We start from the raw sequence: 18,565 nt of genomic DNA, 5'->3' as shown, positions 1-18,565 counted from the left end.
TAATATTTTTAACTCAACCCACAAGTCGGTGACTTTTGAATGATTGACTTTTGTAGCTCATGTCTTCTCTTGATACAGTAGATCTCTCCTCTATCCAATTCCTTCAACGCCAAGCGGCGTCGTTGTTGCTGTACCGATCGGTTTTAAGCGACCCACCGGGTATAGCTTTCCTGGAACTACTCGATGCTTTGAAACGCTGGGATGCGGAAGGGCTGATTTACTTGCAAGCTTATGGCAAGTGGTTCCAAGCGATAGCCGCCACAAATAAAAGTTGGCAGGATTATTTAATTTGGCAAATTCTCAGAAACGATAACCCGTTTACGCAGCAAGCGCAACGGCAAGATTTCGCAAGTTTACCATCGGCTTTAGTAGCAGCAGTTCAGCAAGATTTACAAGCATTGCAAAGTCTTTACGAATGCAACGGTGGGGAACTTAGTTGCTGGGTACAAGAAGCATCGAAACTGCCGCTGGCACCTGTGGTTTGGTATCGAGAACAAGATGAAATCAGCTATCTATCCGATGCAGAAAAAAAAGCGATCGCTTCTCTGCAAGAACTGGATAATTGGGCAGATGCTGTCGAAGATTTGGCCGCTTATTACCGGGAGTGCGGTACGGGTATTTTGTCTGAATATCAAGCATTGCGCTGGCAGTCCGGTCAGTTGCTCGGCATTGCACACCCCGATCCCATCAAAATCAAGGAACTGGCGGGGTATGAGTCTCAGCGAGATGCTTTGATGAAAAATACCGAGTTTTTATTGTTAGGTTATCCAGCGCTTCATGTGTTGCTTTACGGCAGTCGCGGTTCGGGAAAATCTTCTTTGGTGAAGGGGTTATTGAATGAGTATGCCAATCGCAATCTCCGCCTCATCGAAGTGTCAAAATCTGACTTGAAAGATTTATCAAAAATTGTCGAACTGTTGCGGAACGTACCGCAGAAGTTTATCATTTTTGTAGATGATCTATCGTTTGAAGAAGATGACGATGCTTTCAAGGCTCTTAAAGTTGTCCTGGAAGGGAATATAACTGCTCGACCTCAAAATGTGGTAGTTTATGCTACTTCCAATCGGCGTCATTTGATTCGCGAATTTTTTAAAGATCGACCTACTCCCAGCGATGAGGAAGTTCATGCTTGGGATACAGTGCAGGAGAAGCTTTCGTTTAGCGATCGCTTTGGTCTTACTCTCACTTTTGAACCTGCGGATCAAAAAACTTATTTAACAATTGTGCGCCATTTGGCAGAGCAAGCTGGAATTACTCTTCCTATAGAAAATTTGGAGTACCGCGCTCTCCAGTGGGCAACTCGTCACAACGGACGATCCGGTAGAACGGCTCGACAATTTGTTGACTATCTGAAGGGAGAATTGGCAACTTTGGATAGATAATTTTAGATTAAATTAATTTTTTTTGATAACGTGATAGAGATAAATGTGCTACTAATAGTGAGATCGTAGTACCAGAAAGAGGAAAATACAATGGGCTTGTTCGATAAAATAGCGGGCGGTCGCAAGCAAACCCAAACAACGCTAGGGCCAGCGGAAGCATTTGCGGCGATCGCATTGATTGCAGTAGCGGCAGACGGCTACGTTACCGATTCGGAAGCGCAAGCCATTAGCACTATTTTATCTCGGATGCAACTGTTTAGGAGCTATCCGGGTGACGTAATGAGAAAAATGATCGATCGACTCCTGGGTATTTTGCAAAGGGAAGGCCCAGAAACCCTGTTTAATGCAGCAATGTCTACGCTTCCGGATGAACTGAAAGACACAGCTTTTGCTGTAGCAACTGATATCGTTTTGGCAGATGGCGAAGTCACCGAAGAAGAAGAAAAACTTTTGAACGATCTCTATCGCGCTTTAGAAATAACTGAAGAGACTGCTGTCAAAATTATAGATGTCATGCTGATAAAAAACAAAGGTTAGAAGTTTATTCAGCAAACTGCACGGTCATCCAGGCTGGCAATTTTTGATTAAACTAATGTAGGGTGTGTATTAGCACCCTACAGTTATGAGTTAATGCCATGAAAATGAGTTGCGATCGCTCCCACCCAGCGAGGATCTAATATGATGTTTGGTAGCATCGGTTGCATAAAAAAATAGCGTTCTTATCTGCGTTTATCTGCGTTAATCTGCCTACATCTGCGGTAAAATTTTCACCCCCAATTCCCACAGAGAACGTTTCGCTTCGCTCATATACTACCGATGCAACCGGACACGATATAAAAACCCACTCTCAAAAATGCTTATTATCTAGGTTAGCTATCATCATTACTTATTTTTTTGAGCTTGTACCTGGTAATATTCCCGCCATTGTACCTGCAATAGCTATTACAGACGAACCCAGAGCAGAAGCACAAAGTAAAATAGAAACTGTTTCTACGTTATCTTTCAAAAATTCTTCGTTCGTGTTGGCCTCTATTAAAAACACAGACGCCTCATAAAATCCAAACATGAAGCTAAGAAACCACACAAACCCGCAAATAATTTTCTTCATTCAGCTTTCAAATTAGCAATCTGTTGAGAAAACCACACAGCGGCGGTAATATTAGTTCCTTCGCTCAGACGTTCCAAAGTTTGCTCTAGCAAAGAAATAGGCAAACCAGCAAGTACGACAGACTCGCTACACTGTTGATATTTACCATTTTCCTCTAGCCGAAATGCGATAACCTGTCTACCTCGAATATTAACCACCCAGTATTCTGGAATTCCCAAATCCGCATAAAGTTTTTTCTTTTCATCCAAGTCAGTCGCTATAGTTGTGTCAGCTATTTCACCCACCAAATCTGGTACTCGCCACCTATTTAAATCTATTCGACGCAGTTCGCCTTGTTGCCATTGCGGAACTCCCTCACCGATGTACAATACTAAATCTGGCGCTGCTGCTTGTGTGTTCGGCTTCTCCAGCAAACAACGTCCAAAAGAAGCCGCTATTTGTTGTGTAAAGCGAGCGAACCAGAAGCCAAACAGCATGATGAACAGGTCGCTAACACTGGCGTGATTGATTCCTTCTGAACCCATATCAATTAAAAGTCTATCCCGATTAAAAAACAACCTGACTCTCTCTGGGGTTTCTGCATCGCGACAAGCTAAGTAGTCTGACCAAGTAGCTGGTTTCCACTGGGGTAAAGCTGTGGCGAGGACTGTTTGGATATCTGTAGGAGTGGCGGTAGTCATAGCGATGACACCAATTATGGTTGTATAACAATTATAGCTGTAATTTTGTGAGAGATTAGCGAACAAATGCCTTTTTCTTATACTCGGACAATTCGCTTTCAAGATACCGATGCAGCAGGCGTCGTTTATTTCGCCAATGTTTTGCCAATGTGTCACGAAGCCTACGAAGAATCCCTGGTAGCATCTGGGATTAATATTCGATCGTTTTTCAGTACTAACTCAGGAGTTGCCATTCCCATCATCCATGCTAGCGTTGATTTCCTCCGCCCGATGTTCTGTGGCGACAAGATAATTATTTACTTGTTTCCGAAAAGTTTAACTAGCAATAAGTTTGAAATTGAGTATCAAATTTTTGATACTAAGCAGCAGCAGCTAGCAAAGGCAATGACCAGACACGCCTGCATCGATCCTACGAGTAGAAGTAGAAAAGAATTACCCACAGACATTATTGACTGGCTGCAAGATTGGAGCGATCTGGATGCCACGAAATAGCTATTTGTTGTATTTGTTCGCGATTAATTTTACCCTGCGCGTTACGCGGCAAACTTTCTACAGGTATCCAATATTTGGGGCGCTTGAAGTTACTTAATTTATCTAAAAGTGCGGTTTGCAGCGTCTCGGTGTCAACTTCTGGATGGCTGGGAACGTACACAGCCGTCACCGCTTGACCCCAATGGGAATCGGGTATGCCAATGACGCAGATATCGCTAACTAGATTAGTCGATCGAATCGCCGCTTCCACTTCCGATGGAAAAACATTTTCGCCGCCAGTGATGATTTTATTGCTGTTACGTCCGACAATGTTTAAGTAACCTTGTTCGTCAAAAAATCCCAAATCATCCGCTTGTAAAATTACCTGCTTTTCTCTAACAAATGAAGTATCAGGATAATAACCTAGCGCTAATGAATCTGCATTGATGGTGATAATTCCCGTTTGATTCGCACCTAACATCTTCCCATTTGGATTGCAAATTTTTACCTTTGCATGAGGTAAAACTTGTCCGCAGCTATTATTCCCCTTGAGAAAATCTTCTGGTTTGAGGGTGACAATTTGCGAGGCAGTTTCTGTCATCCCGTAAGTGAGTGCTAACCGAATTTCATGCTGTCTCGCTTGTTCTAGAAGTTCGTGCCAAGCTGTAGCACCTCCTAACAGAATTGTTTGAAACTGAGACAACCATTGTGGAGTACGATCTAACAGACGTTGCAGTTGAGTTGGCACTAAAGATATGAAAAAATCTGCTGGTTCGACTTCGCATTTTTCACCAGCTTCTAGTGCTTTAAAAGGTAGAATTGCCAGTTTTCCACCAGTGAGGAATGAGCGCACAAATTGCATCAAACCGCTGACATGATAAAGCGGCAAGACGCAAAAGGAATTGACTGTCTTTATATCGAAATATTCGATAAAACCTTGCACCGATGCTGTCAATGTTTCCCAAGTGTGGATGGCAAAGCGAATTTCACCCGACGAACCACCCGTGGGAATCATAATCTGTCTGTAATCAGCTTTTTTTTCCTCTTTCTTTGCAGCGAACAACTGGCAACTGACGACTGACAAATTTCCCCAAATTATGTCTGGTTGAACTAATTCAAAAACTTGTTGCCATTCAGCTTTTACCCAATCGGGATTGCAGAGAAATACGGGGCAACCGGCGGCTGTTGCAGCGATGAAACCGGCTAAAAAGCGCACTGGATTTCGTTCGGCTAAGATAATTTTTGGTGAGTTTTGCTGTTTGGATATTTGGATTAATTCTAAATATAGTTGTTCGACAAGCTGAGTAAATTGATGGGTGTTGTAACCAATTAACCAATTATTGGGCAGGTGAGACACCAGCCCCACAAGATCTAATGGGGGTTGTTCCATAAATTTTCAAGCCACGTTTCCTCATCTTCATTAAACCAGTGATTGACGCCAAAACCAACTGCTCGATTATGATGAGAAAGTTCAGCTGCGAGGTTAAGTGCAGCTTGTCTGCCAATGGCTGTTTCAAAAACCGATGAAAAGACGACATCGATGTCATGTTGCTGACAAAATTGACGCAGAAGTCTGGGGGAACCAACGATGCCGGGTTTGATGACAAAAATACTTCGCCAACCTTCTTCGTAACAGGTTTGCAGTTGGTTAAGGGTGGCAACGGATTCATCTAATGCTATTGGGGTAGAATAGCGGTTAGCTAAATCTAGCATGGCATGAAATTGCTCGACGGGTAGGGGTTGTTCGAGGAATTCGATCGCAGAGTAATTCTCGCACATTTTCAGCCATTCATTTGCTTCTGACCAATTCAGTCCAGCATTAGCATCTAATCGCAGTTTTGCCGACCTCGGTAGTGCCTGAATTAGCTTGGCAAAAATTTTGATTTCATCTTCAATGGGAGTAACATTAATTTTCCATTTGAAAGTACGATATCCTTGCTGCCAAAGTGTTTGCCATTGATGTAAAGCGGCTTCGCCTGCTGGTAATAAGCAACTGTAAGAATACTTTCTTGTGGGATAGGCATCTTGCCTGTCCGGTCTTAGTGGCAGCGTCGATGCCTGCCTCACAAGAGATGTTTCCCAAGCAGATTCAAAACCAAATTGACATGATGGTAATTCAGATGGAATAGAGAAAATTGTTTCTGTTGTTATTTCATCTCCCAATTGACTACAAAAATTTATAGCTGATGGCAATGTTTCGGAACCAAACCAGGGAATAGGGGCAATTTCTCCCCAAGCAATTACACCTTTATCGTCGGTGAGGCGCAGGATAATGCCCTCTCGAATATCCCAGTTGCCGTGACTGGTGGAGAGGGCGCGTTTAAACTGTCGCTGATAAGGACGAAATTCAAACTGATAAAACATCAAATGTTGGCAAGTACGAATCCCAATCCTAACAGTAAGCCACTCCAAAAATGCAGGGCTACGGCGATAAATTTACAATTGCTGACTTTTTCCGGTCGATCGTGATTTTCGCCAACGTGTCGGAATAACTTGAGGGCGAGGGGTAAACTGACAAAGATTAGCAATGTCCAAACTGGAAAAATGTGCAATGCGACGAACAGCACAGTCAAAGGGTAAATGCTGCCGCCAAACCAAGGTAATAGCTGGGATGCTTTGGCAGTGCCGAGTCGGACAATGGGCGATTTCTTCCCTGCCGCTAGGTCGTCTTCAAGTTGATGAAAATGGGAGCAAAACAAAATCAAGCTGGTGACGATGCCGACGATCGCAGAAGCTGCTATATTGGCGATCGACCAGCTTTGGGTTTGGCTGTAGTACGCCGCCGATCCGCCCAATGGCCCAAAGGTAAAAAAGCAAATAATTTCCCCCAAACCCTGATATCCCAACCGAAAGGGCGGCCCTTGGTAAGTGTAGCCCATAGCACAGCAGAGCAGTATCAGACCGATTACAGTGAGGTCTTGTTGCCACCATGCGATCGCCACTACTCCCAGAATACCCACAGCTAAAAACAAATTCGCCAACCAGAAAATTAAGGGTTTATTTCCTGTTAAATTAACGAGCGAATGCGCTTTGTTTTTATCAATTCCAGTTTCCGAATCGAACACATCGTTGCTGAGATTCAGCCACGCAACAATCAAAATCGCTGAAATTAAAAATGTCGAAAAGATTGCGCCATTAAAAGTGTTATTTTCCGCGCAAGCAACAGCAGTTCCCACCCAAATTGGAATCACGGCAACGCTGTACATCGGTGGTTTAAGTGCTGCCAACCACAACTTACTGTTTGAATGAGCAATAGATTGTGTAGTCATCGGACGGTATCGATTGAATTTTCCGAATCTCATAATTTTATGATGCTGAGGTCGCAATGGTAAACTCAATCTGGATAACGCAGGCCACAATCTTTGCTGGGGACGTTGCCAGTGTCGCTACCACCAAGCAGGGATTTCAAACCTTTTGACCCGTTGTGGCCCCGCTTCGAGTCGCGCCATTCCCCACAACGGGGCTGTTTCGCCCGCAGAATCGGCAGTTTGAGAAACCCGGTTTTTCTAAAACACCGGGTTTCTGGCCGACGACAACCCATTAAAATCAATTTGGTGGACTACTAGCCTGGTACAACGGAACGCCAGAAGTGGTTAGATGGAGTGGGAGTGTGCTAACTCTAGCCCTACCATGCTCATAATTGAAAATTTGGCAAGCAAACGTTAAAAAAATTTGCTATGTTCGCTTCCGTGCCAGTGACACATCATCCTAATCTGTTTGAAGATCGCAAGGAACTGCATCAGTTTCTTTTAGCTTGCAAACAAACGTTAATTGAAAAAGGGCTGCAAAAAGTTGTCAGTATTTCCCTGCCAAGTAAACCGCTCGATCCGCTAGCTGTACTCGATCGCATTGCCGAGCCGGAAAAACTGCATTTTTATTGGGAAAAAGCCAATCAAGGGGAAGCGATCGCGGCGATCGATACAGCCGCTAAATTTAAGTTAGAAGGAGTCGATCGCTTTTCGCAAGCACAAAAATTTATCGATTCATGCCTTGCTAACACAATTGCCACAGGCGCGTTAGACCTGCCTTTTTCTGGGCCTCACTTTTTCTGTACTTTCACATTTTTTGATGAGAATATCAATGGTGATTCTCCTTTCCCCGCCGCCACAGTTTTTTTACCTCGCTGGCAGGTTTCCTGTCAAAAAGATTACTGTGTTATAGTGGCTAATACTGTAATCGACAGCAATGCAAACATCGAAGTTATAGCAGAGAATATATGGCAGAAACTCCACCAAATTAGATTCGCGAACTACAGAAATTTTCATTTGAGCGATTATAAACAGAAATTTCAACCGCAAGATGTAACCGATCGCAGAAATTTTCAAGCCTCAGTCGTATCGGCATTGCAATCGATTCGGTCTAAACATTTTAGCAAAATTGTCTTAGCTCACGCAATTGAGGTTAATTCGCCGCGCCCTTTTCGTCGGGTTGATTCCTTAAATAATTTGCGAAGAATGTATCCCGATTGCTATGTTTTTTCTACCAGTAACGGCAAAGGTAAAGATTTTATCGGTGCCAGTCCAGAGCGCTTAATTAGGATACAAGAGCGAGAATTAGAAACCGATGCTTTGGCGGGGTCAGCACCGCGAGGCAAAACAGCAGCCGAAGATGCCTATTTTGCTGAACGTTTGCTCAGGAGCGAAAAGGAAAGGCGGGAACATCGAGTTGTAATTGATTTCATTGTCGAGCGCTTATCCAACCTCGGTTTGTCACACCAGCGACTTCCTATTCCCGGTCTTTTACAGCTATCAAATATACAACATTTATGGACACCAATTCGAGGTAAAATCGCTGGCGGTGTGCAGCCATTACAAATTTTGGCAGAACTCCATCCCACCCCTGCTGTTGCAGGCGATCCTAGAGATATCGCGCTGAGCCAAATTCGCCGCTATGAAGCATTCGATCGCTCTGTTTATGCGGCACCATTAGGTTGGATAGATCATCGCGGTAACAGCGAGTTTGTCGTAGGCATTCGTTCAGCACTGATAGATAGCGATCGCGCTAGACTGTACGCAGGTGCCGGTATCGTTGCTGGCTCAGATCCAGACAAAGAACTTGCAGAAATTCAACTGAAACTTCAAGCACTTCTCAAAGCTTTAGTGTGAATGACCCAATCCCCAATGCCCATAGATTTTCGCAACACTAATTCTGTCTGGGCTTCCATACTTACGGAAACCTTAAAACGACTCGGACTAACTACAGCAGTTATCTGTCCGGGGTCGCGTTCTACTGCTTTGGCAGTTGCTTTTGCCCAACAAGATAAAATAGAAGCAATTCCCGTTTTGGACGAGCGATCGGCTGCTTTTTTTGCTTTGGGAATTGCCAAAAAATCAGGTTTGCCAGTAGCATTAGTTTGCACTTCCGGAACTGCGGGCGCAAACTTTTATCCTGCTATTATTGAAGCCAGAGAAAGTCGCGTACCGCTGTTAGTTTTCACAGCCGATCGCCCCCCAGAATTGCGAGATTGTCATTCCGGACAAACTATCGACCAAATCAAATTATATGGCACTTATCCGAACTGGCAAGCCGAGTTAGCAGTGCCATCATTAGAAATAGGAATGCTGAATTATCTGCGGCAAACAATTATTCATGGGTGGGAGCGATCGCTCTTTCCCGTTCCCGGCCCAATCCATCTTAACATCCCCTTTCGCGACCCTCTCGCCCCCATACCCCAAGCGGCTACCGAGGAGTTGCGATCGCAATTTCAGCCAGAACATTTCTTTGCTAGTTGTCAGTCGTCAGTTGTCAGTTGTCAGTTGTCAATAGCCAACAATAATTCTTTACTCAATACGTTACAAAACTGGTCGCAATGCGAGCATGGAATCATCATCGCCGGCACGTCACAACCTCACTTTCCCAAACAATATTGTCAGGCAATTGCCCAACTTTCCCAAACCTTAAAATGGCCTGTATTAGCAGAGGGATTATCGCCATTGCGAAATTATGCCGAACTAAATCCTTACTTAATTTCCACCTACGATTCGATATTAAGAAACCAACAAATAGCACAACAACTTAAACCGGAAATCGCCATCCAGATAGGAGACTTACCCACCAGTAAAGAACTGCGAACTTGGTTAGAATCAACCCAACCGCTCACATGGGTAATTGACACCAGCCATCACAATTTAGATCCGCTACACGGCAACACAACTCATCTGCGATTATCCGTAGAACAGCTAGCGCAAATATGTGCGATCGAACCAAATAATCTCAGTAAATATCTGCAAATTTGGTGCGATGCCGAAGCCACTGTCAGGCAACGCATTGACCGCACAATGGCAACAACAGAAACCTTATTTGAATGTAAAGTTGCTTGGTTACTTTCCCAGTCTTTACCACCAGCAACGCCTATATTTATTGCCAACAGTATGCCCGTGCGAGATGTGGAATTTTTCTGGACACCGAACAATTCTGGAATTCAACCCTTTTTCAACCGGGGCGCTAATGGCATCGACGGCACTTTATCCACCGCTTTAGGCATTGCCCATCGCCATCAAAGCAGCGTCATGCTGACTGGAGATTTAGCTTTGTTGCACGATACCAACGGCTTTTTATTGAGAAATAAATTTCTCGGACATCTCACTATTATCTTGATTAATAACAATGGTGGTGGTATATTTGAAATGTTGCCAATTGCCAAATTTGAGCCGCCATTTGAAGAATTTTTTGCCACACCCCAGGATATAGATTTCGCTCAGCTTTGTGCTACCTACAATGTCGAATATGAAGCGATCGCTTCTTGGCAGCAACTGAAACAAAGATTGAATCCTCTGCCAGAACAAGGAATTCGGGTATTAGAATTGAGAACAAATCGGAAGGCAGATGCTAAGTGGAGACAGGAAAATCTCGGAAAGTTTGCAGAGGATATCTTGTGAAGTTTTGGGAGGTGGCGATCGCTTTTTATGCTTGTCGGCGACTTTAGCCTCTTTAACCCTAAATTTTAATCGCTGGGACGATCGCCATTATTCTCATCTTGCATTTCTTCTCGATCTTGACTGAAGTCTCCGCCGAGACTAAGCTCATTAAACTCAGTCACGATCCGTCGAATTTTCTCTGCGGCAATATCGGATTGCTCAGATTTTGAATAAATACTGATCAAAATGATGCTTGTGCGGTTTTGAATATAGTATATCAGTCTATAGCCACCGCTTTTACCCTTTTTGATATCGCTGTTTCTGACTCGCGCCTTAAATACCTCATAACCTATCCCAGGTATCCGATCCCCAAGTAATTCCCCAGTTTGTAGTCGTTCAATAACTGGCTGAATATCAGATTTAATATGGCGGTACTTTTTGGATAGGGCGCGTAAGTCACTCTTAAACTCAAGCGTTGGTTTAACTTCTATTGAAGGAAGATTATTCGGCATCAATCCCTTCCCATAATTCCGAAAGAGGTATTGTTTGCCCTGTCATGGCTTCATACCATCCCTGCCGAAAACTTTCTTCTGCGGACTTCAACTCTTCTTCAGCAAGAACAATAACGCGAACGCGACGTCCGGTCAGTTTTTCTGATTGGGCAACAATTTCTTCCCAGGTTCCCTCTAACTCTAATGGTTGTGATGTCATAGTAGTTCTACCATTAATTGTGTTTTCTTTCTTAAAAATCAGCTATTAGCCAAGGAATTAACTCCCTGGCGGTTTCCTTTGCGACTATTTACCCAACAGAACGACCAAACCAGTTCCAAATAAGTACAAACCCAGCACCGCGCCTGCTAAAATAGTTTGCGTCACCGGGTCAGTGGAAGGCGTCAGCACCGCTCCCAAAATTGCCGATCCCATTAAAACGTATCGCCAAGCCGCAAGCATTTGTTTGGAAGAGATAATTCCCAAAAAGCCGATGATAATTTGAATAATGGGAATTTGAAAAACTAAGCCAGTACAGAATAAAAGCAGCAAAACAAATTCAAAATAGCGATCGATCGAAAACAATTGCTCGACCACATCCGCACCATAACTGATGAGGAAATTGAGCGCAGCCGGAATCAAGGCTATATAGGCAAAAGCCAATCCACCAAAAAATAGAAAACTCGACCCAATCACCACTGGCCCCAGCAAGCGGCGTTCCCGACGGGTCAATCCCGGCAAAACAAACATAATAATTTGGTAGAGGATAAACGGACTGGCTAACAGTAAGCCGCTATATCCCGCCACTTTTAGGGACACAAAAAAGAACTCCCCCGGAGCGAGCTGAACAAACTTTACTCCCCGTGCAGGTTTTTCCAAAAGTTGTACGATCGGCTTGACAAAAAAGAAGCAACCTGATATTGATAGCACGACAACAATTAACGAGTAAAAAATGCGCTGGCGCAACTCCTCCAAGTGGTCGAACAAGGACATCTCGACCTCTCCGGGGAGTTCGTCGAGAAATTCGTCTTTTGTATTGTCGTTCTCGTTTTCAGCGTCTGCAAAAGATGGCTCGGTGCTGGTATCTAGTTCCGAAGGAGGCGTCATGGGTCAACTTCAGTCAGTTTGTTAATTATTGTATCTGACTTTAGGGCGTCGGGCGTCGGGCGTCGGGCGTCGGGCGTCCGGGAAAAGGGAAGAGGGAGAGGGAGGAAATTTGAATGTTTGACTTTTGACTTTTGACTTTTGACTTTTGACTCCTCCACTGTTAATTTTTCGTGCGTTTGTAATGGGATAATATTTCAGACATTTGGGGATTGTACAGCCGCAGATAGTTCCAATAATTTTCAAACACGTGTTTGATATAACCTTGAGTTTCTGGAAAGGGAACGGCTTCCACAAATTCATCCGGATCGGTCAAACCAAACTGCGATATCCATTTTGACACATTCCCTGGCCCAGCATTATAACTGGCGACAGCAAACAGAGAATTATTGTTGTATGTCTCATGGGTATGATCCAGATACCAAGTGCCAAATTTGATGTTATCGTTGGGATTATCTAAAGCATAACTTTTAATGTTTGTTGCTTGAGCGATCCAGGCACCTGTACTGGGCATTACCTGCATCAAACCAACAGCACCGGCAATGGAACGGATGGTAGGTTCAAAGCGAGATTCTTGGCGGATGAGGGCTGTTACGAGTAACGGATTGAGCTTGCGTTCTTGCGACCAAGTTTCGATATATTCCATAAATGGAAATGGATAGAGGGCGTGCCAATATGCCATATCTTGCTTGAGAGCAGATATTTCAGCTTTCTCCGCAGGCGTATCCCGCCACCAGCTCACACCCTCCACCTGCGTAATTCCCTTGATATTTTCTCCGATTCCCAAGCGCAGAACCCCATCGGTGAATTGTTCTTTTACCGTTGGCTGGATGCGGTTATGAAATTCTGTTTGCCACATCGCCCAAGCATCGCGCTTTTGCCCGAGTTGGTATAGTTCTTTCATAACTTCAGAACCAGCTGGCAACAAGGGTTTTTCCGAGGCTTTCACAACTTGGGGCATCATATCGCGCACGGTGTTGAAAGTGCCCACATTCAAACCGAGTATGCCAGCCGATCGCCAAGCATAGTAAGATTCTGGATAGTTTTTCAACACATATTCAAAAGAAGCTTTGGCATCCTGTTGACGCCCCAATCTAGTCGCCCATTTCCCCACCCAAAAAGCCGCTTTGGGTGCAAATTCGCTATCGGGATTGTGCTTAGTAATCGGTTGAGCCCATTGCCAAGCCCCCATTAAATCTCCCACATTGGCTCTACCTTTGGCTACGTTCCAACGATATTCAGCCACTGCTTCCGAATCTGCATATTTGCTCAGCGCCAACTGACGAGCTTGCGATGCTGACTTGGCGCTTCCCGTACCGTCGAGAATTTTGGCTTTGAGTAAAAGCGCTTCACCGGCTTTTTCTGGAAATCGGTTAATTGCCATGTCCAGATACGGTAAAGCAGCTGGTGACAAAAGTAACTGCCCTAAGCGTACCGCCGCCAAACCAGTTTCCTTCGCTTCGGGGAACTCCTTGAGCAACTGCTGATAAGCTAATACAGCTTCTGTTCTTTTACCGCGCAGTTGGCGTCCCCGACCGGCGCGGTAGAGATTGAGGGGCGTGCGGGTAGCTTTGGCATAAGCTTGTCCGGCTTTATCGAAATCAAACCTATCCCAGTATATGTAGGCTATTGCTTCCCAATCTTCCGGCTTTAACTGAGCGGCATACTTGTTTTGCAGGGCTTCTAAAACGGTGTTGATTTGCTTGCTGTCGGGGTCGTGCTTCACTAACAGCCGTAGTAAGGGTAGTCGATCGGGATTTTGCTTGAGGCGAGTCCAGGCGATTTCAGCGGTGCGGGGGTGATCGGGAAAAGATGCGATCGCCTTATCCCAGTATTGCGGATCGGTGCGTCCCAAAGCAAACAGCGCCTCTGCCGCTACCGCACTTTGCGGATACTTTTGCAGCACTTCTTGCCAAGTTGCGTTTGCTTTGGCTTTATCGCCGCTCACTTCATAAGCTTGGGCGCGTTTTGCGATTATATGTGGCGCTAATAGGGGATAATCTTGTTCCAATCCCTCCAACCAGGCGATCGCCTTTTGCCCGCGATTCTGTTGAATTAGGTCGCTAGCCAGCACATACCGGGCGCGATGGCGATCGAGCGATTTTCCTCCGGAGGCGATCTTTTCCAGATCGCTTGCCCGTTGAGTCGGTGAAAGTGTTACCAGTGGCAATGTTGCGGACTTCGGCTTTTCTTTTGACTGAGAACTTAGCTCACCCTGCACTTCAGTAGCTTCGGGCGCAGCCTGTTCCCCATCGCTCCATCTCATTAATAACAACGTACTTCCAATCAACAAAACCGATAGCCCCGCACCAACAGCTAAGGGAATTGGATTTTTCATTACTTTTTGCATCACTTCTCACCGCCCAACGATTACAGAAGCTCGATTTGACAAGAACAGACACATAGCTAGTTGTGCCTGCTGTGAGTAACTTATTCTTCAATACTGTGTTGGTAGCGTTTGATTTACTTCATGGACTGCACCGCAACCTCCCTTGTCAAGGAAGGCTAGGGGCGAGCGAGTCTTAACCTAACAGTATTGACACATCATTAAGTTTGCCTTTTGTCTGGGGAAGCTACAACTTTTTACCGAGTTTGGGTTTGTAGGAATCCAGTCAACTGCATCCCAGATTGACCCAATATATATCTCCTTCGGAAGATGACAATAAGTGATTGGGCTTGGTTAAAAGTTTTAACCGCAGCTGTTAAAAAACATAAGATGGGAGCTAGTTTAACGTATCTCGGATGCTTGGGGTAGGGCAGTTCGCCAATATTGATCGATACTGGTACAAGTACTTAAATTGGTGAATTGGTGAAACGGGGAATGGAATTTCGCGCAATAAATACCCCGCGCTTAGATTGGTCGGGGGATGGATTGGCAATTGGCTTTTTTGAAGATGCCGTCGAGTTAACTGGCGATTTAGCGCAGTTAAACGAGAAGTTCGGCGGTACTTTGCAAGATTTGATTGCAGAAACCGAATTTAAGGGCAAAGAAGGCAGCAGCGCTTCGACTCGCGTTGGCGGTAGCGGCAGTCCAGTCCGTAAAATTATACTGGTGGGACTGGGCAAGGCCGAAACGCAGAAGTTAAATTCTTTGCGCCGATCGGCAGCAGCAGCAGCTCGGTTAGCTAAAAAGGAAAAATGCAAAACCTTGGGCCTGAGCTTACCAGTGTGGAATAATGATGCCCCAACTACAACTGGGGCGATCGTTGAAGGTATAGAACTGGCCCTGCACCAAGATAACCGCTTTAAGTCAGAATCGGAAGACAAAGGGCCGCAACTCGAACAAATCGATTTACTCGGTTTCGAGGGTCAAGAAGACGCAATTAACCGCGCCAAGCAAATCTGCGCCGGTGTTATCCTAGCGCGGGAACTGGTGGCCGCACCAGCCAACGAGGTAACTCCAGTGACAATGGCCCAAACAGCGGAAGCGCTAGCACAAGAATTCGGCTTGGCGGCAGAAATCTTGGAACAAGAAGATTGCGAAAAGCTGGGGATGGGTGCGTTTTTGGGTGTTGCCAAAGCTTCCGACTTACCGCCTAAGTTTATTCACTTAACTTACAAACCGGAGGGAACACCGCGCCGCAAATTGGCAATTATCGGTAAAGGTTTGACCTTCGACTCTGGCGGTTTGAATATCAAAGTTGCCGGTAGCGGTATCGAGATGATGAAAATAGACATGGGTGGTGCAGCTGCAACTTTGGGTGCGGCAAAAGCGATCGCCCAACTCAAACCCGATGTGGAAGTTCATTTTATCACCGCAGCTACCGAGAATATGATCGGCGGTCGCGCCATGCACCCAGGCGATGTTCTGAAAGCTTCTAACGGCAAGACGATCGAAGTCAACAACACCGATGCGGAAGGACGCCTGACTCTGGCAGATGCTTTGGTGTTTGCCGAAAAACTCGGCGTTGATGCCATGATCGACTTAGCCACACTCACCGGTGCGTGCGTCATCGCTTTAGGCGATGATATTGCCGGTTTGTGGAGTCCGAACGATACCGTCGCCAACGAGATTATTGAATCTGCCGAACTTGCTGGCGAAAAGCTATGGCGGATGCCTCTGGAAGAGAAATACTTTGATGGTTTAAAATCCCAAATTGCCGATATGAAAAATACCGGCCCCCGTCCCGGCGGTTCCATCACCGCTGCCTTGTTCCTCAAGCAATTTGTCAAAGAAACCCCTTGGGTACACTTGGACATTGCCGGCCCAGTTTGGACAGACAAGGAAAACGGCTACAACAACGTTGGTGCTACCGGTTACGGTGTTCGCACTCTCGTGAATTGGGTTTTGAAATAGGGGTTAGGGGTTAGGGGTTAGGGAAGAGGGGTTAGGGAAGAGGGGTTAGGGAAGAGGGGTTAGGGAGAGGGAAAAGGAAGAGGGAAAAGGGAAAATATTAATTCTTCCGCTCCCCCACTCCCCCGCTCTCCCGCTCCCCCACTCTGCCAATCTATTCTTGTTCAGCTGGGACGACTGTGCTTATATTGGCAATCGCCTCACCCGGAAAGCTTCATCCTTAACAGAAATAATTGCTCCTGCTGCCAAATCCTCCTCAAATCTATTCAGCACCTGTGCCAAACGTTCATTAATTATTTCATAACTCTCATTACCCAGCCGAAACAGAATTACACTCGGCAATTGTTCCCCACTGACCGCTAACAGATAACCAAAATCTAAATCTACCGTTAGGAGTATCCGTCCTTCAGCACGAGCCTTTGTCAGAATTTCATCATCGGGTAATTCTGCCAAACCTTCGTCAACTAAATGTAGTGCATCGTAGCCAACAGATCTTAGCCAATTGACTGTGCGCGGTGATATACCCATATCCGCTAAAAATTTCATCCTACTTTCTCATAGACTGTGGGAAAAACCTGCTCGCGGGCTAACCATGCCGCATACATCAATGATTGCTGAATATCTTCCGGTTCCAAGTATGGATAATCTTCTATAATCTCTGCTACAGTTTTTCCATTCGCCACCAAATTCAAAATCAATGAAACCGGAACTCGCATTCCTCGAATACAAGCTTGCCCTGCCATGATGCGCGGATTGAATGTAATTCGATCGAAACCTAACATAAATTATTCCTGCAATTTTTACTCCCCTAGCGGGGATTAATTTAAATGAAACTCGATCGCGCTTTGCTTGAAGTCGGGGGTGCAGGTGTTTGGGTCTCCTTTACGAACTCTAAAAATATTGATTTTTCAAGGTTACGGAGTTTTTGGCCAAACACCCGGAGATTTCACCCCCACTCAGATGCTCTAAAAACTTGCTCAAACAAACCAAGATTGGGTTACAGTCTTCTTTGGCAACCCCGGAGCGCGGAAAGGAAACTCAAGATAGATGGCAAATATAGAGCATCTTACCCTACTTAAAGAAGGAGCGGTGAAATGGCTTAAGTGGAGAACTTCCAATCAGGATACAGAACCAGACCTCAGCGAAGCAAACCTTCAAGGCGCTAATCTCAGAGGCGCGAACTTGGAAAAAGTAAACCTGAGAAAAGCAGATCTCGGCCAAGCTTTACTGATTACCGCCAACCTCAGCAATGCTAACATCAGTCTTGCCAACCTTCAGGAAGCACTCCTCAACGAAGCTAACCTGACCGCAGCGAACTTGACCGGCACTAATTTATGGAAAGCTGACCTGACGGAAGCAGATTTCGCTTATGCTAACTTGATCGGTGCTGACCTGGGAGAAGCTAACCTGGAAAGAGCCGATCTGGGTGATGCTAACTTGGTGGGAACTAACCTCGCCGCAGCTAACCTCAGAGGTGCTAACCTCAGTAATGCTAAACTCAGCAATGCTAAGTTGCACCAAGCTTACCTAATTGGAGCTTACCTTTACAAAGCTGACCTTTTTAAAGCTAGTCTCAGAGAAGCTCATCTCAATGGAGTCTACCTGTTTAAGGCTAACCTGAGCGAAGCTGACTTGGAAGGAGCGGATCTGAGATGGACTAACCTCAGCAAAGTTAATCTCGCAGGTGCTAATCTCAGTTATGCGAATCTCAGAGGTGCTAACCTCAATAAAGCTAATCTCAAAGACGCTATCTTCCAGAAAACTATTATGCCGGATGGCACAATTTCTAGTTGAAAAGCCGAGGGAGGGAATTGCACCCCCCAACTCACTGACAAGGTGAGTACCCCTATAGTTGACATCCGACCCGACCTAAAAGGTACGGGGATTCCAAAGATCGCTCTTTGGGCTTCCTCTTTCTGCGAGTTGATTTACTTAGTTGAGTTTCCTCAACTAAGCAGAGGTCAGTCTCTCCAGAGGCGTTACTTTCGGTCTGCCCGACCGTAGTTGATAGTTGTTTTAAAGCGAGTTTTAAAATGTTCTTTGCTGCATTCTCATCTCGGTCAGCAACATATTTGCAATGAGGACATTGATGAGTTCTGTTGCTTAAAGTTTTCACCACTTTTGACCCACAGTTAGAACAATTTTGGCTAGTTAGTTTCGGTTCTACAGCAATTACTGTC

At 45.3% G+C, this 18,565-nt stretch carries 19 protein-coding genes; 7 read left to right on the top strand and 12 right to left on the bottom strand.

Going from position 1 to position 18,565, the window contains the following annotated elements:
* Positions 1-59: 59 nt before the first annotated feature.
* Entirely contained in the window at positions 60-1,382 is a 1,323-nt protein-coding gene (locus ACE1CD_RS00420; RefSeq protein WP_374820671.1) for an ATP-binding protein, read from the top strand.
* A 90-nt stretch (positions 1,383-1,472) separates the two neighbouring features.
* Positions 1,473-1,919 carry a tellurite resistance TerB family protein gene (locus ACE1CD_RS00415; protein ID WP_190462298.1) on the top strand — a complete coding sequence of 149 codons (447 nt, stop codon included), beginning with the start codon at positions 1,473-1,475 and terminating at the stop codon, positions 1,917-1,919.
* Between the two features lie 349 nt (positions 1,920-2,268).
* Here ACE1CD_RS00415 and ACE1CD_RS00410 read toward each other — a convergent pair whose 3' ends face one another.
* Complete coding sequence (locus tag ACE1CD_RS00410; RefSeq protein WP_374792050.1) at positions 2,269-2,490, bottom strand: hypothetical protein; 222 nt, start codon at positions 2,488-2,490, stop codon at positions 2,269-2,271.
* Positions 2,487-3,170, bottom strand: a complete 684-nt coding sequence (locus tag ACE1CD_RS00405) for a Uma2 family endonuclease (RefSeq protein WP_374792048.1) — start codon at positions 3,168-3,170, stop codon at positions 2,487-2,489. Before ACE1CD_RS00405 ends, ACE1CD_RS00410 begins: the two co-directional genes overlap by 4 nt.
* Before the next feature lie 66 nt (positions 3,171-3,236).
* On the opposite strand from ACE1CD_RS00405, the gene ACE1CD_RS00400 reads away from it, so the two are divergent.
* Entirely contained in the window at positions 3,237-3,662 is a 426-nt protein-coding gene (locus ACE1CD_RS00400) for an acyl-CoA thioesterase (RefSeq protein ID WP_374792046.1), read from the top strand.
* Here the strand turns inward: ACE1CD_RS00400 and ACE1CD_RS00395 are convergent.
* From ACE1CD_RS00395 to menA, 3 genes are read right to left on the bottom strand one after another with little or no spacing between them, the layout of a single operon-like run.
* On the bottom strand, positions 3,616-5,031 hold the full coding sequence (locus ACE1CD_RS00395) for a 2-succinylbenzoate--CoA ligase (RefSeq protein WP_374820668.1): 1,416 nt from the start codon (positions 5,029-5,031) through the stop codon (positions 3,616-3,618). The two genes, ACE1CD_RS00400 and ACE1CD_RS00395, sit on opposite strands and share 47 nt — an antisense overlap.
* A complete protein-coding gene (locus tag ACE1CD_RS00390; protein ID WP_374820665.1) occupies positions 5,013-6,005 on the bottom strand; it encodes an o-succinylbenzoate synthase in 993 nt (330 codons plus the stop codon). Before ACE1CD_RS00390 ends, ACE1CD_RS00395 begins: the two co-directional genes overlap by 19 nt.
* The gene (gene menA / locus ACE1CD_RS00385) at positions 6,005-6,910 is read right to left on the bottom strand and encodes a 2-carboxy-1,4-naphthoquinone phytyltransferase (protein ID WP_374792041.1); all 906 of its coding nucleotides are present in this window, start codon (positions 6,908-6,910) and stop codon (positions 6,005-6,007) included. Before menA ends, ACE1CD_RS00390 begins: the two co-directional genes overlap by 1 nt.
* Before the next feature lie 408 nt (positions 6,911-7,318).
* On the opposite strand from menA, the gene ACE1CD_RS00380 reads away from it, so the two are divergent.
* Positions 7,319-8,746, top strand: coding sequence for an isochorismate synthase MenF (locus ACE1CD_RS00380; RefSeq protein WP_374820662.1), 1,428 nt, complete (start codon positions 7,319-7,321; stop codon positions 8,744-8,746).
* A 15-nt stretch (positions 8,747-8,761) separates the two neighbouring features.
* Complete coding sequence (gene menD, locus ACE1CD_RS00375) at positions 8,762-10,519, top strand: 2-succinyl-5-enolpyruvyl-6-hydroxy-3-cyclohexene-1-carboxylic-acid synthase (RefSeq protein ID WP_374792197.1); 1,758 nt, start codon at positions 8,762-8,764, stop codon at positions 10,517-10,519.
* A gap of 65 nt (positions 10,520-10,584) precedes the next feature.
* On the opposite strand, the gene ACE1CD_RS00370 is transcribed toward menD, so the two are convergent.
* The 4 genes from ACE1CD_RS00370 to ACE1CD_RS00355 all read right to left on the bottom strand — a co-directional run bounded on the left by ACE1CD_RS00370 (position 10,585) and on the right by ACE1CD_RS00355 (position 14,429).
* Entirely contained in the window at positions 10,585-11,010 is a 426-nt protein-coding gene (locus tag ACE1CD_RS00370) for a type II toxin-antitoxin system RelE/ParE family toxin (RefSeq protein WP_374820660.1), read from the bottom strand.
* Positions 11,000-11,209, bottom strand: coding sequence for a hypothetical protein (locus ACE1CD_RS00365; RefSeq protein ID WP_374820657.1), 210 nt, complete (start codon positions 11,207-11,209; stop codon positions 11,000-11,002). Before ACE1CD_RS00365 ends, ACE1CD_RS00370 begins: the two co-directional genes overlap by 11 nt.
* An 84-nt stretch (positions 11,210-11,293) precedes the next feature.
* The gene (gene tatC / locus ACE1CD_RS00360; RefSeq protein WP_374792033.1) at positions 11,294-12,094 is read right to left on the bottom strand and encodes a twin-arginine translocase subunit TatC; all 801 of its coding nucleotides are present in this window, start codon (positions 12,092-12,094) and stop codon (positions 11,294-11,296) included.
* A gap of 160 nt (positions 12,095-12,254) precedes the next feature.
* Positions 12,255-14,429, bottom strand: coding sequence for a transglycosylase SLT domain-containing protein (locus ACE1CD_RS00355; RefSeq protein WP_374820654.1), 2,175 nt, complete (start codon positions 14,427-14,429; stop codon positions 12,255-12,257).
* 483 nt (positions 14,430-14,912) lie between these two features.
* On the opposite strand from ACE1CD_RS00355, the gene ACE1CD_RS00350 reads away from it, so the two are divergent.
* A complete protein-coding gene (locus ACE1CD_RS00350) occupies positions 14,913-16,388 on the top strand; it encodes a leucyl aminopeptidase (RefSeq protein ID WP_374792029.1) in 1,476 nt (491 codons plus the stop codon).
* Between the two features lie 180 nt (positions 16,389-16,568).
* Here ACE1CD_RS00350 and ACE1CD_RS00345 read toward each other — a convergent pair whose 3' ends face one another.
* Together ACE1CD_RS00345 and ACE1CD_RS00340 are read right to left on the bottom strand one after the other, a co-directional pair.
* Entirely contained in the window at positions 16,569-16,931 is a 363-nt protein-coding gene (locus ACE1CD_RS00345; protein ID WP_374792027.1) for a DUF5615 family PIN-like protein, read from the bottom strand.
* Positions 16,928-17,167 carry a DUF433 domain-containing protein gene (locus tag ACE1CD_RS00340; RefSeq protein ID WP_374792025.1) on the bottom strand — a complete coding sequence of 80 codons (240 nt, stop codon included), beginning with the start codon at positions 17,165-17,167 and terminating at the stop codon, positions 16,928-16,930. Before ACE1CD_RS00340 ends, ACE1CD_RS00345 begins: the two co-directional genes overlap by 4 nt.
* Positions 17,168-17,432: 265 nt before the next feature.
* Here ACE1CD_RS00340 and ACE1CD_RS00335 point away from each other — a divergent pair, with 265 nt between their 5' ends.
* Positions 17,433-18,179 carry a pentapeptide repeat-containing protein gene (locus tag ACE1CD_RS00335; protein WP_374792023.1) on the top strand — a complete coding sequence of 249 codons (747 nt, stop codon included), beginning with the start codon at positions 17,433-17,435 and terminating at the stop codon, positions 18,177-18,179.
* A 52-nt stretch (positions 18,180-18,231) separates the two neighbouring features.
* Here ACE1CD_RS00335 and ACE1CD_RS00330 read toward each other — a convergent pair.
* The coding region (locus tag ACE1CD_RS00330) for a zinc ribbon domain-containing protein (RefSeq protein ID WP_374820651.1) at positions 18,232-18,565 on the bottom strand (334 nt) is incomplete at its 5' end.

Source organism: Aerosakkonema sp. BLCC-F183, from assembly GCF_041929145.1.
Taxonomy (GTDB): domain Bacteria; phylum Cyanobacteriota; class Cyanobacteriia; order Cyanobacteriales; family Aerosakkonemataceae; genus Aerosakkonema.
Note: the sequence above shows the minus strand (reverse complement) of the source record. Positions and strands in the feature narration are given on the sequence as shown.